Annotated in this window: 15 protein-coding genes; 14 read left to right on the top strand and 1 reads right to left on the bottom strand. The window is 45.9% G+C overall.

Annotation, left to right across the window (positions count from 1 at the left end; genetic code table 11):
• From AC6RGY_RS16350 to AC6RGY_RS16285, 14 genes are all read left to right on the top strand, one after another.
• A partial coding sequence (locus tag AC6RGY_RS16350; RefSeq protein WP_499864858.1) for a phage head closure protein occupies positions 1-322 on the top strand: 322 nt, incomplete at its 5' end.
• Position 323: 1 nt separating this feature from the next.
• Positions 324-698, top strand: a complete 375-nt coding sequence (locus AC6RGY_RS16345) for an HK97-gp10 family putative phage morphogenesis protein (RefSeq protein WP_499864860.1) — start codon at positions 324-326, stop codon at positions 696-698.
• The gene (gp17, locus tag AC6RGY_RS16340; RefSeq protein WP_499864857.1) at positions 695-1,066 is read left to right on the top strand and encodes a tail completion protein gp17; all 372 of its coding nucleotides are present in this window, start codon (positions 695-697) and stop codon (positions 1,064-1,066) included. Before AC6RGY_RS16345 ends, gp17 begins: the two co-directional genes overlap by 4 nt.
• A 3-nt stretch (positions 1,067-1,069) precedes the next feature.
• Positions 1,070-1,651: a major tail protein gene (locus tag AC6RGY_RS16335; RefSeq protein WP_499864854.1), complete on the top strand. Its 582-nt coding sequence runs from the start codon at positions 1,070-1,072 to the stop codon at positions 1,649-1,651.
• A gap of 52 nt (positions 1,652-1,703) precedes the next feature.
• The gene (gene gpG / locus AC6RGY_RS16330) at positions 1,704-2,117 is read left to right on the top strand and encodes a phage tail assembly chaperone G (RefSeq protein ID WP_499864852.1); all 414 of its coding nucleotides are present in this window, start codon (positions 1,704-1,706) and stop codon (positions 2,115-2,117) included.
• A gap of 23 nt (positions 2,118-2,140) precedes the next feature.
• A complete protein-coding gene (locus AC6RGY_RS16325; RefSeq protein WP_499864851.1) occupies positions 2,141-2,308 on the top strand; it encodes a hypothetical protein in 168 nt (55 codons plus the stop codon).
• A 4-nt stretch (positions 2,309-2,312) separates the two neighbouring features.
• Positions 2,313-6,467: a phage tail tape measure protein gene (locus tag AC6RGY_RS16320; protein WP_499864849.1), complete on the top strand. Its 4,155-nt coding sequence runs from the start codon at positions 2,313-2,315 to the stop codon at positions 6,465-6,467.
• A gap of 12 nt (positions 6,468-6,479) precedes the next feature.
• Positions 6,480-8,030 carry a hypothetical protein gene (locus tag AC6RGY_RS16315; RefSeq protein WP_499864846.1) on the top strand — a complete coding sequence of 517 codons (1,551 nt, stop codon included), beginning with the start codon at positions 6,480-6,482 and terminating at the stop codon, positions 8,028-8,030.
• Positions 8,031-8,042: 12 nt separating this feature from the next.
• Entirely contained in the window at positions 8,043-9,878 is a 1,836-nt protein-coding gene (locus tag AC6RGY_RS16310) for a phage tail family protein (protein ID WP_499864844.1), read from the top strand.
• 6 nt (positions 9,879-9,884) lie between these two features.
• Complete coding sequence (locus AC6RGY_RS16305; protein ID WP_499864842.1) at positions 9,885-11,153, top strand: Gp37-like protein; 1,269 nt, start codon at positions 9,885-9,887, stop codon at positions 11,151-11,153.
• Between the two features lie 17 nt (positions 11,154-11,170).
• Entirely contained in the window at positions 11,171-11,455 is a 285-nt protein-coding gene (locus AC6RGY_RS16300) for a hypothetical protein (RefSeq protein ID WP_499864840.1), read from the top strand.
• A 12-nt stretch (positions 11,456-11,467) separates the two neighbouring features.
• Complete coding sequence (locus AC6RGY_RS16295) at positions 11,468-11,767, top strand: hypothetical protein (protein ID WP_499864808.1); 300 nt, start codon at positions 11,468-11,470, stop codon at positions 11,765-11,767.
• A gap of 5 nt (positions 11,768-11,772) precedes the next feature.
• Positions 11,773-12,519, top strand: a complete 747-nt coding sequence (locus AC6RGY_RS16290; RefSeq protein ID WP_499864838.1) for an N-acetylmuramoyl-L-alanine amidase — start codon at positions 11,773-11,775, stop codon at positions 12,517-12,519.
• A 26-nt stretch (positions 12,520-12,545) separates the two neighbouring features.
• The gene (locus tag AC6RGY_RS16285; RefSeq protein WP_499864836.1) at positions 12,546-12,815 is read left to right on the top strand and encodes a phage holin; all 270 of its coding nucleotides are present in this window, start codon (positions 12,546-12,548) and stop codon (positions 12,813-12,815) included.
• 173 nt (positions 12,816-12,988) lie between these two features.
• Here AC6RGY_RS16285 and AC6RGY_RS16280 read toward each other — a convergent pair whose 3' ends face one another.
• Positions 12,989-13,675, bottom strand: a complete 687-nt coding sequence (locus AC6RGY_RS16280; RefSeq protein WP_499864834.1) for a hypothetical protein — start codon at positions 13,673-13,675, stop codon at positions 12,989-12,991.
• Positions 13,676-13,802 lie beyond the last annotated feature (127 nt).

Here is a 13,802-nt window from a genome sequence, read left to right as displayed (position 1 = left end):
CAGCGTACTGAGTGACCGGATCACATTACAGAAGGAAGAAACGATCCGAGATGATCGAGGGAATACCCAAGTAGTATGGGTAGATCTTGATACGGTTTGGGCATCAGTGCAATGGGTGAAAGGAAGGGAGTACTTCGAAGCCGCCGCTATCCAAGCGGAACGAACAGCGAGGGTGACCATCCGACATCGGGAAGAGACGACTACGGATCTGAGGATCAAATACAAGGATCACATTTTAGACATCCAGTCGGTGATCGATGACATTCGAGGCAGGAAGCGGTTCATGGAGATCATGTGCAAGGAGGTAGAAATCAGTGGCTGAGATGAGTGTCAGCGGCATCCAAGAGATGATGGGGAAGCTGGAGGAGCTAGGTAGGCGAGGAGCGATGGTCGCAAACAAGGCTCTTCGCGCGGGCGGAGATGTTCTTCAGGAAACGATGACTCGAAATGCACCTGGCCCATCTCAAAGGCACACCGAGCATCTCATAGATAACATCGTACGCTCCGATGTGAAGGTGAAAAGGGGAATGAAACTTGTGGAAGTGGGGCCTGCAAAGGAATTCTTCTATGGTTTCTTCCTCGAGTTTGGCACGTCCAAGATGTCGCCTCGGCCATTCGTTGGAGTGAGCGCAGATGAAGCGGCTCCGCAAATCATTGATGTCATCGCAATCGAAATCAAGGAAGGGATCGGCCTATGATCGATGTTCAGCCGATCATTTATCAAGCTCTTCGGAATAACGAGGAGCTTTTTTCATTGCTGGATGGGCGGATCGACTACCTCAAAAGCTCATCAAGCACCTATCCATATATTACGTTTTTCTTTCTCAATCAGAGTGATACGGATTATGCAGATGACGAGGCAACCTCCTATGAGATCCAGCTTCAAATTTCCATTTGGGTGAGAGAGTCGAATATGGGAGATGAAATGCCGATTGCGATGGAAGTGGACAAGGTGATGGCAGGATTAAATTTTGAGCGTACACTTGCTATGGATTTGTATGAGGAGGAGACGAAGGTTCTTCAGAAGGTGTTGCGATATCGCGGGAAAATATTAAAGGGGGAATAGGGAATGGCAGACCAAACACAGTCTGGTTTAGTTGGTTTAAGGGATTTATATGTGGCTCCACTTACACAAGACGATGCGCTGGGAGTGGCTTACGAAACTCCTTTTAAGATTGCTACTGCCGTGAATTCCAAAATCGCTCCGAAAGTGGAAACTGTTACGGACTACGGGGATGATGGCCCGGTAGAAACGGCTACCGCGTTTGGTGAGATTAGTGTGGAAATTGAGGTCAACTCCCTCAAGTTGGATATGTATCAGAAGCTGATGGGCCACACGTATACCAATGGGATGTTGGTGAAGAATGCAGGCGACCTTTCACCCTATGTTGCCTTTGGGTTCCGTTCAGCGAAGGCGGATGGTTCCGAGGTATTCGTTTGGCTATACAAAGGTCGTTTTGAGACGGCAGAGATGGAGCGGAAGACCAAGGAAGGCGGGATTCAGTTCCAGCATCCAAAAATCAAAGGAACTTTTGTGAAGCGAAACTACGATGACAACTGGATGATCGAGGGAGATTCATCCGATGAGGATTTCAAGCTGAAAGATCTATGGTTCTCTCAAGTCATTGAGCCGGATACGGTTGCTGCATAACAAAGAGGGGGGCGACGACCTCCCTTTACATATTCCAAAGGAGGCAAGTTCGATGTTGAAAATTGAGTTGAGATTGGATGGAGAGAGAAAAACGTATTCCACGGATTTTATTAGCGGACGGATGTTTCGTCGAGCGGTGGATTTGGTGGATAAACAACAGAAATTTTTAAAGAAGCTGAGTAACGTTGAAAAGTTGACGGAAAAACTCCCTGAAAGTTCAAGAGAAGCAGATATTCTATCTGGAGCTCACAAGAGAATAGATGAGGATCAGCAGGAGCTTTTGAATGAGCTGTTTCTAGTGATCTCCGAGGTATTTGACAAACAGTTCACTCCAGAGGAATACGAGGAGGGTTCAGACGCACGACAGGTGATTGATCAGTCATGGGCTATTGTCTACGGCATCATGAATCAGGTGTTCAGTCCCTTGGAAGACACAGAGACAGGCGGGGATAAAAAAAAGACGTAAGCCTGAAGGATGCAGTCAAGGATATGTACCTGCACCTGATGGATGCAGGATACAAAATGCATGAGATCGACAGTATGGATATCGCCTATTTCATGGAGATACGCGCACATAAACACAAGGAAGAGTCAGGCGAGAAACCCTTGTACATCGATGAAATAGGCATCTTAGGCTTAGGAGCGAAGGCGAGGTGAGAAAATGGATCAAACCATAGCAAATATTCACGCGGACATATCGCTGGACTACCGGAAGTTTCAGCAGGGTGTATCAGCTGTCAATCGGAACATGCGTGTACTCAAGTCGGAGTTTGACGCAGGATCGGCGAAAGCGAAAGCGTTTGGTGGAGAGCAAGAACAGCTTGAATTCAAGTCGAAATCCCTCGCCAAGCAGATTTCTGTGCAGAGGCAGAAGGTAGACCTATTAGCACGGGCGCATGAGAAGTACTCCCGCGAAGTAGGGAGGGACAAAAGACAAACGCAACAATTAGAAGTCCAGCTCAATAAGGCAAGAGCAGCTCTTTCGCGAATGGAAGGAAGTCTAAATAGCGTAAATCGTGACCTTGCTCAGCAGACCTCGCGGTTATCTCGACTAAAGAAAGGCTGGTCTTCTGTAAGAAGCCATTCCCTTGAAGCGGGGGCGGCCATGGCTGGGATGTCTGCGGGCATAGCAGTTGCTCTTGGATCGGCAGTGAAGAAAGCAGCGGACTTCGAAGCAAGATTGTCCGGGATTAAAGCTGTAACTGGGGCATCTGTCGAAGAGATGGAACAGTTTCGTCAGTTGGCACTGGACATGGGAGCGAAAACGAAATATAGCGCGAGTGAGGCCGCAAGAGCGATTGAAGAACTAGCGAAAGCAGGAATTTCGGCCAAAGATATTCTTGGAGGCGGATTGGCTGGGGCCCTTGATTTAGCGGCAGCAGGAGAAATTGAGTTAGCTGATGCGGCTCAGATTGCTTCGACTGCTCTCAACACCTTTAAAGAGGATAGTCTGTCTGTATCCAATGCAGCTGATTTATTGGCAGGAGCTGCGAATGCCTCTGCAACGGATGTGTCCGAAATGAGTCAGGGTTTGAGTCAGGTAGCAAACGTTGCAAATGGAGCGGGGCTATCCTTTGAGGACACAGCGACGGCTTTGGGCGCATTTGCACGAAACGGTCTCAAAGGCTCGGATGCAGGTACCTCGCTCAAAACAATGCTTCTCAACCTGACTCCAAGCTCTAAAGCAGCAAAAGAGCAGATGGAAGAGCTCGGAATCATCACAGAAGAGGGAAAAAACACCTTCTATGATGCGAAGGGTGAGATCAAAAGCTTTGCTGAGATTTCAGAGATACTGAGCGAAACGCTGGCCGACTTGACCAATGAACAAAGAGATGCGGCACTGGAAATCATGTTCGGTTCGGATGCGATTCGAGCTGCGAACGTTGCTTTTAAAGAGGGAGCGGAAGGTATCGAGAACATGAATGCCCAGATGTCCAAATTTACAGCGGCTGAGGTTGCTGCAGAACGGATGAACAACCTCAACGGGACTCTCGAGGAACTGAAGAGTACCTTCGAAACTGCTCAGATTGAGATAGGGAGCGCTTTTCTGCCCATTCTCAAAGAACTTGCGGAAGGGCTTAAAGGCGTGGTCCGGTGGTTCTCCGACTTGAACCCAAGTACGAAAGAGTCCATTGCTATCTTCGCGGCGGCAACGGCAGGGTTTCTCGCCCTAGGTGCAGCCATCGCAGGGATCATTGCTGTTGCAAATCCATTGACAGCTTCACTTGCGGGAGCGTCTGTTGTCTTTGGTGGTCTTGTGGCTGCGAATCAAGAGGTCTCGAAGGAAATGGAGAAAACAGAGACCAACGCGAGACGGTTTGGGAAAGGGGTTTCGGAGGGTACGGTAGAAGCGGCAAAGGGATATATGGATCTCCGTGATCAAGCAATGGTCAACCTTGGTAAATTACGTACGGCATCAGGAGCGGAAGCACAAAAGATAGTGGATGAGACTGTTATTATCTTTTCTCAGATGGGAGAAGAAATTTCGGCTGCACTCAATGAGGATAGAATAGAGATCCAAAAAGCATCTGCTAGCCTACTAGGGAAGCTTCCAGAAGAGGTGCGTCCTGTCGTTGAACAACTTACTTCGCAAGCTCTAAAAGTTGTTGATCAGCAAATGCGGAAGGTAAAAGAGGCTCAGGAAGTGATCCGGACGGGGCTTGTTGAATACGGCGGGGATATTCAAAAAATGCCTTCTGAGTTTGCGAAAAGCTATCAGCAAGCTTTCAGGGATTTAGATAAGGAAACAAAGGTGTTCGCTCAGAATCTAAATGACCTTACAGGATATATGGAAAAAATCCAGAGTCAACAAGGGAAGATTAGTGCGGATGGAGCACAGAAGTGGGCTCAAGACATTGAGGCTGCTTACAAAAAAGCGACAGAGTCAGTGAAAGCTTGGGGGGATAGCCAGAGAGAAACGTGGGATAAGGCGTTTGCAAATGGAAAATTAACCGAAGAAGGATATCAAACTAAGCTTGAAATGGTTAAGCAGGGCGAGAAAGCGATGCTTGCAACGGCAAAGGAAGCACGGGCGAAAGGATATGAAGAATTAGAGAAGAGTTTATCAGATGAGGCTCACTTATACGATATGCATGGGCAAGAGATGGCTGAAAAGAACACAAGCAATTATTTGGGTCACGGGGAGAGCGAAGAACAATTAAAAGAGAGAACCAAAAAAGCAAACGAAGAGTATATCCAATCAATTAAAGAACAATCCGAGAAGGCGGCTGATGAGGTAGAGAAATCGAAACAAAAACTTATTGAGAAATATGGAGATATGGGAACTGAATCCATAGAAGCTTTGACAGAGGGGCTCTTATCCGGAGGCGAAAAAGCACAGCTTGTTGCAAGCACATTGGCAGTAGAAACGAAAAAAGGTATGAAAATCGACCTTGGACCAGAAGGTGAGGTCTCCATCAATTCTTTTATTGAAGGGCTCGAATCCGGTCAGTATGACTCACGAGACATTGCGGTTGCTCATATGAGTCAGTTACGCACGATTTATGGAGAAGGAGATTTCACTGCCGAAGGGATACAAGCGATTGAGTCCTTTACACAAGGTCTGCAAGGGCAGGATATCTCCAGTATCGCGAAGCAAATCGGGCTGGATCTCGAATCAGGAATGGAGATCGACTTGGGACCATACGGAAAAGTTACTGCAGAAAACTTTGCGCTCGGATTGAAAAACGGAACCTATAGCTTTGATGCGGTTTACGCCTATTTCCGAAGTCAGCTCCAGCTAGGAATGACCTTTGATCTTTCTGATAAAGGGAAACAAAATATTGAGACACTGCGTCTAGGTATGCAGTCGAAAGCGATTGACCTGAGAGAAGCTTCTCGTCTCCTTGGTCTCGACATCGAAAGTGGGGTTCAAGTTAATCTCGAATCGAAAGGGAAGCACTCGGTTGCTACTTTGTTGCAAGGGCTACAGAGCGGAACAATTGATCTACAGACATTCATGAATGGAGTTGAAAAGCTACTCCAAGATGGTGCTGCAGTCGATCTCACGAAACAAGGTCAACAGACAGGAAGCTCTATGGCTGGAGGACTTTCAGCAAGCGAACAACAGATTATGAGAGAAGCCGAAGAGATGAGACGAGCCGTTGAAATCAGCCTCGGCAGAACGACTGACGGTGGAGGAGGTAAACGAGCGGGTGGTCAACTTTCATCCGGGATAAACAGCCGAAATCCGCTTGTTCGAAAAGCGGCATACGGCATTTCTAGTACAGCTTCTAGTGCATTGGGAAGTACAACTGATGGTGGGGGAGGTAAACGAGCGAGTGGGCAATTCTCAGCAGGGATTGCAAGCGGACAAGGGAGAGCTGGGGGCGCTGCTCGCTCAGTTTCAGGAGCTGCAAGGTCGAATCTTCGTGTGAATGGAGTTCATGGTCTTGGATTTAGTGTAGCAAGTGGGTTTGCGTCAGGAATACTTAGTGGAAAATATGGAGTTTGGAGCGCGGCGAAAAGCATAGCCAATTCTGCATGGAGTGCGATCAAGAGTACGATGAGAATTCAATCGCCATCGAGAAAAACAATGGAGTTGGGGATGTACACGGCCATGGGTTACGAAAAGGGGATGGAACGAAAGCTCGCCGATGTATCACGGATGGGGGCGAAGCTGGCGAAAGCGTCTATGTCTGAGGCAAACGAATCTTCTGTAGCTGGGTTGCAAATAGTTCAGCCTGGGGGTAGTTCCGTGGGACGAACAACAAACATTACGCGGAACTACCAGATCCACATTCACGGTGGAGGGGATCATGATATTGGAGGCCAAGTCGTTGAATCAATTCGTCGAATGGAATCACTTCATGGGTGAGGAGGGTAGTCCATGCCTAACATAGTGAAGCGAACAGGGTTTCAAAACATTCTTCAGCATCCGTCATTGAATGCAGACACAGATCAAGACGGCATCGTAGATGGATGGACGAGGAACGGGAGTTCGAATTCTATTGAGGATTATTTTTTTGATGAGACCGAGAATGCTCAGATGATCACGATTTCATCAGCGTCTGACCGTGCATTGTGTTCGATTGATCAATCACTTGAAATACCAGAACAAATCACTATTAGCCTGTCTGTCGAGGCGAAGGTTCAGGTAAACTCAGGTGACTTAAGAGGTAGAATATACATTTCTTGGCATGATGAAGATGATACCAAGACATACACAACAATCACCGAGTTTCAAAATGAGGAGTTTGAGCGGATTACTTCTGAAAACCTATTCGTTCCAGCAGGAACTAAATTAGTACGGGTACTTCTTGAAGCGGAGGCCCCTGATGTAGAAAGCTCAGGAACGGTATGGTTCCGAAACGCCCAACTAGAACTGGGTGAAGGGACCACGGAGTACGATGAAGAGGATTTTTTCGGGGTGGAAGTAGTTGAAGATGAGTGGTTCCGAGGGGTTACCGACTTGGTAACTGGAGATATGGGCTATCTATCTACCCCTGTAGGCTCAGGGGTGTCAGAGGGTGCAGAGATGTTCCTGACATTCAATGTGCCAGAGAATGCGAAAAGCATCACCTTGAGCTTCCAAGCTGATACATCCCGTGTGGACCCTAGTGATATTTTAAATGTCACTCTCAATGGTGACTTACTACTTCCGCTTGGAGGGGGTCAATCCGAAGTTGCCTATACGTTCATTGAGTCTGAATACCGAGCGATTACAAGAGGAAGTCATATCCTGCAATTTATTCACGAGCGCTCTTCATCAACGAATGGAGAAAGCGTATGGATAGATGAAATCAAGGTTTCTTGGGAAGAGGAAGATGACCCTTCGGTGATTGGATTACCTAAGGCCGATATCGTGAAGTACCTTGACTTTGAAAATGAGTCTTACGATCCGTTTTTCAACGTCTCCGATGTAGCAGCCGGGGAGGTATATGGATTCACGAGGACAGAGAGGCAGAGGAGGTCGGGATACTACAGTTACGGATATCAGTCCGAAGCTGAGTTTGGCGGAGCAGCATCCATATCATTTTCTATACCGATTACGGCGATCAATCCGACATTACTTTTATCGGTTTTTTTTGATTCTGAAGATGACTGTGCGATCACCTTGAACGCCGCGAAAATATGGGAGAGTAAAGTGTCAGGGATAGCACGAGAGTGGGAAGATGTTGAGGTTCAACTATCAGCAGGAGAAGAGTACCTTCTGGTGGTGTACTATCTTAACCATGATCGTACAGCAGATTCATTTGATGCTCTATACATCGATGATCTCATTGTTTCCTACAACATCCCAAGAAAGCCACGGATGGTTATATCGACAGCTTCAAGAAGTGATATTAATCTAACGAATCGTACCGTTACCCATTCGTTGGACTTCGAAAGTTCGAATCATGATTCCTTCTTTACTGTCAGAGAACAAAAGAATCTATAGGGAGGTGAAACAGTGGCTACGAGTGGTACATTATCAACATCCATTGAGACGCGTAGTTGGGGTGGCGGGTATCGGTTGAGGCTCGTTTGGTCAGCAACTCAAAGTGAGTCAAACAACACGAGTACCATAACAGCCAAGTTGTATTGGGAGAGCCTTCATGCAAGTTTTGATATGAAATCAAACGCGACAAAGACCTGTAAAATCGGAATTGACGGTCATACGGACTATCACCGAGCGGCGGGGATGGCAAATCTAAACGGGGGGCAAAGCAAAAAGATTCATGAGTGGAGGAAGACTGTCTCTCATAACTCCAATGGAACCAAAACGGTGTCTTTTGACTGTTATATTGACTTAGCAGGCATCCTCATCATCAGCTCCGGTCAGAGATATTATAAAATTCGAATCCAGAGATCCATTACACTCGATAGAATAGACAGGTCTGACCCTGACCCACCCCCTCCAGAACCAAGAGATAGTGCAAAGTGGTATCGGACTTTGTTGGTATCGAACCGAGATGGAGGATTCGGAGATAAACCAACAACGGAAGGACATATGTTTCGTTCTGATAATAGAAGTACTAGAAATAATGAGAATGCGGTTTCTTCCGTCGCGTTTTCTGTCCCGCATAACGTCAATAATGCGAAAGTGACATGGTGGAACCTAGCAGAATCTGAACGTGGTCAATATGGGAATATCGCCAAGTCGAAACAGTGGTATGGGGAGAATGTACCGGATACCTTGATTTACTATGACTTGTTTGAGGAATATCGGATCTACATCAACGGCGACATTTGGAAGCGATTTGAATGGTGCAACCCGAATCGGGCGACATCTCAATATGCTTACAATCAGTGGGGCTGTCCATGGGGGAAGTGGTGGGAAGAATCGTTGACGCTTACTCCTGGGAGGACGTACGAATTGGTATTTGAATTCAAGCGGGACGCAGGGGATTCAAGCCCCGTTCACGGTCGAAATCTGATGGCGGTGGATGATTTCGAAGTTACATGGACGGAGCAGTCAGGAGAGATTATCACTCGTCCACCTGAGCCACTTATCTATTTAGACGGACGCGATGGTTACCGTGATGTCCTGCCTCATTCCGGTTCAGATGCTCCTCCCATTGAGTTTGCCGAGTATGAGACCCACTCTCAACATGGCTCTGTCTATCAGTTTACGAATGTTAAGCCTAGGGATGTCGTTCGTACAGTTTCCGTTCAAGGGTTCGATGAGGAAGACTTGAAGGAGAAATTGAGGAAATTAACATCGACTATCGTGAATCAGCCGCTCTCGCTAGTTTGCCAGTACCCTGAAGGGGAACAGCGAGAACTGGAGTGTCGATACTTAAATGGTTTGGAAGGAGAACAAACGCGAAGCAGATACGGATTCCAGAAAAAAGTCTCTTTGAAATTCAAGGCATTTGACCCCATGTGGTATGGAGAGCGAGTGAAAGTAGATCGATTTGATAGTTGGATCGGAAATCGTGATTGGAACTGGGTGAAGGTAGAGAATACAGGGGATGATGAAATCTGGCCTATTCTGAGGGTGTACGGACCTGGTTCGTATCCTACCGTGATGTTGACCCCATCATGGAGCAATGAAGTGTATCATCGGTTGAGGCTGAACCTTACGATCCCTACGAACAGGTATGTTCTGATCGATATGAGGCCAGGAAAAAAAACGATCCTCTATGATGATGGTACGAGCCTGTATAAGTACATCCACAGTACCTACAATGAGTTCTTCTCTCTCCCACAAGGAAGTTGGGGTGTGTATTTAAGCTTCTTGAGTGGATCGGATGCAAACTCGAAGTTAGAAGTAGAGTACCAACTTCCTTATTGGGGGGTGTAGGAAGTATTGAAATCGAATTGGCGTATACAAATCCGGAACAAGGATTTTCAGTTCATAGGTGAGATAGATGAATTCATCTCATTACAAATTGAACTAAAGTACAACGAAGTTTCAAAGTGGACACTAAAACTGGATGCTAAATCCGATGGTGCTGAACTTTTTTCTGACCTATTGGAAGATCCGAACAATGGTGGAATCGGCGGGGGATACATTGAACGAAATGGATCGTTTGTAATTTCTGGCCCAGTTGTTGACGCAGATGAAGAGGTATCCGAAAAGGGTGAATACCTCGTCATTTATGGCGCGAGCGATATGATCTGGATTCAAAATAACCTTGCGCTTCCACATCCGAAATATATGGCGAGTCCCAAAATGAGTTCGTCTTTGTACCCCGATAGTAATACCAATTACCATACCGATCAATACCCGAATGAAGGAAATAGCTCAGATCGTTTAGCATCAAACCATATCCATTCTTTTGTGGTGGATAACATTGGGCAGAGCCAAGAGAAGGATGCTAGAAGGTTACATTTTCTTAATTGTATCGACAATAATAATGGTTATCTGATTCCAAATGAAGAGAAATCTCGAGCTCGTGGAGAACCGATGCTCTCACTTGTTCAGGGAATAGCAGACTATAGTGAGTACAGAGGATACCCGCTTCATATCCTTTGTCGGCAATATCTGAACACTGATGGTTGGGAGGTTCGATTTGAAACAGTGGAACCCGAACTTGCTGGTAACGCTGTGATGTCAATGAGCCTTGGAACGATAGTGTCATATACCTACAAGCGAATACGCCCCAAAGCGAATCAGGTTCAAGTAGCAGGTTCAGGAGAAGGGGTGAATCGGGTTTTTGTTCATACAGGAGACGAACCTTCTAAAAGGATGTATGGGCGAATTGAGTCATTTGAAGAATACACAGGAGAAGACCCTGACAGCGGAGAAGAAATTTCGAACTTAGTCAAATACGCCCATCAACGTCTCTCTGAATATGCTGAACAAACCTCATTCCAGTTTGAATTCCAAGAGACTGAAGCTGTTCGATACGGTAGGGACTTTCAACTTGGAGACAAGGTGAGAGTGATATTGAAACGGCAAGAAACAACGGACATCGTGAGAGCGGTGTCTTTTTCTGTATCGGGAAATCAAGAGAAAATCCAGATAGCTGTAGGAAAAACGAATGCGATTCATACTGGTCTACGGTTGTTTGATCGCGTTCGCAACCTCGAATACCGATACAATGCACTCACAAAACGAACCTTAGGTGAGTAACGAAAGGGGGTGGATAGATGGATACACCAGAATTTCATGTGTACGACTTGGAAGGAACCGAGGAGGTCTACATTGAGATGGACCCCAAGGATGGAGGGAACTTCGAATCACATGAAGTTGCGATGATTAGAACCGAGGAGGTGACAGAAACCGATGGAGAAACAGGCGAATTGACTACACGTACTGTATACAAGCTCTTTTTGAAGAAGTTCGAAGATCTTGGCATCGTAGCAGACACCAAAGAGGAAGCGACAAAAAAGGCTTGTAGTAAGCTGATGAGTGTCTGGTCCGAGGAAGAGTAGGGAGGGGACGACTTGAATGAAGCAGGTGTGACTATCTCTCTAAAGGAGATGTTCGATCTGATACAAGAGATGGCGAAGGGACAACAACGGATCGAGCACAGGTTGGAGAGCCTTGAAGGAAGTTGGGATCGAGCGAGGGAGACAGAAGAAGAGAGCAAGGAGGCCTTGAGAATTGCCAAAGAAGCCCTCAAGGTAGCGGAAGACACAAAAAAGATTGTGAAGACCATGTTTATAGCGCCTATTGTCGTTGGAGTAATCGGCGGCATCATAAGCGCTATTTTTCATTTCGCTAATATTGGAATAGGAGGCTGATTAGTATGGCACATGCGTACATTGCATTGGACGACGGGCACGGAATGAGTACACCAGGGAAACGAACACCGTATATTTCCAGTTTGAAGCGATCGATTAAGGAAAATGAATTCAATCGGGCGGTGGTCTATTACCTTGACAAGGAGCTTCGACATAATGGGTTTAAGACGTTGCTAGTTGCTCCAGGGAATCAGGATCACAGCCTGAAAGCTAGAACAAGCTTAGCGAATAGAAAGAAGGTAGATGCTTATATCAGCGTCCATTACAACGCCTTCGATGCTTCCTTTTCCGGCTCCAATCCATCTGGAGTGGAAACGTATGTCTACCCGCGTGCTCCAAAAAGCACTTTAGAGTTAGCAAAAGCTGTGCACATAGAACTTCTAAAAGGGACGAGTCAAAAAGATCGTGGAATAAAGAAAGCGAACTTCCATGTGTTACGCGAAACCAGCATGAAAGCAATTTTAGTCGAGTGTGGATTTATGGATTACGAAAGAGAAGCGTTGCTCATGATCGACAAAGACTTCCAGAAGGAGACCGCATCAGACATCTGTCGAGGTATCTGTAAGTTTTATGGAGTCAAGTACAAGTCAGGAGCAAACGATCAGAAGCCGGAGCCGAAAGAAGGTGAGAAAGACGACACGTTGTTCGCGATTCAAGCGGGGGCCTTTTCAAGCAGGGAGAATGCTCAAGAACAGTTAGAAAAGTTGAAGAAACTTGGAATCAATGCCTTTGTGTTCACGAAAAAAGGCTAATTAAAATCAAAAGGGAGATGAGAGAAATGGGGATTAATTGGGGAGTACGGTTTAAGAACAAGAAGTGGGTATTGGGTTTTGTAGCACAGGTTCTGTTGATCGGACAATTGATTGTGAGTGGATTAGCAGATGCAGGAGCGATTGAATTCCAATGGAGCTCACACATTAACGAGGTTGTCTTGGGGATTGTCGATGCGATTCTAGTGGCACTTGCGATGTTGGGCGTAGTGCAAGATCCAACGACCAAGGGGTATAAGGATAGCGACAGAGCGAAGACCTATACTTCACCAAAATAGATGACTCAGAAGGAAATGAAACCATTGATCCAGAATAGATCATTATAGAGATACGGAGACCAAACATCAAAAAAGACCGGACATGGCCGCGCTTTTCCCAGCGTACCCTCTGTCCGGTCTTTTTTATTTAACTACTTTCCTAAGGATCTCCTCTACCCTTCGCTCTCTCATGATTATTTCCCCTTGAATGAATAGGAGGTTATGCTTCCTCTATTCCAACTAAAATCAATTGTTAAATCATCGAAGTCTATTTGTCTTTCAAACGAAGCTTCGTTGTTCTGAATAGCCTCATTTAAATCAATGATAAGGTTGGATATTTCCAAACGTGATCTTATGTCTAGAGCATCGCAAACGGTTACAAAAGTTACGATCTCAAGCTCCCCGCCTACATAAGAAATTTGCCTTAGTGAATTATCTTTCATATTGAGGTTCATATTAAATTCTTTGGCATCATTCATAGGATGGCCGGTCATGATTTCTTCATCAGTAGCCTGTTCTATTTCATTAGACGTAGGGGTATCACTAAGGATTTCAATGAAATTAACTCCTTGTCCAGGACTCTCTGTGATTTCAAATTGATTTGGAGCAGGCATTGGGATGGGTTCGCTTTCGAATTCTATCGTAGTGAGTGTTGTAGCATACTCATACTCCTGAACAAATTCATCAACGTTGAGTGGTAGCCTTATATATGGGGCCATGGAAACTTCATCAACTCCAGCTTCGATGATCCTTTCCTCGCCAGATCCTCCTGATTCAAAACTTAAGAACAGGTTAAAAAGAAAGAATAGCCCTCCGAAGAAAAGAAGGAGAAGCAAACAACCCCCTCCAGCTATTAGCCCGATTAAAGTCCCTTTTTTCATATTCCTTTCCTCCTTTTTCAATTTAGGTTATGAACTCATTCTATAACCAATATTGGACAAATTCAAATATCATTTGATGTCTGCTTGTGTCAACACTACATGATCGAATGTCTCCAATAACTTACCT

It is taken from the genome of Mechercharimyces mesophilus (assembly GCF_059818345.1).
This window is presented reverse-complemented; position numbering and strand designations above follow the sequence as displayed.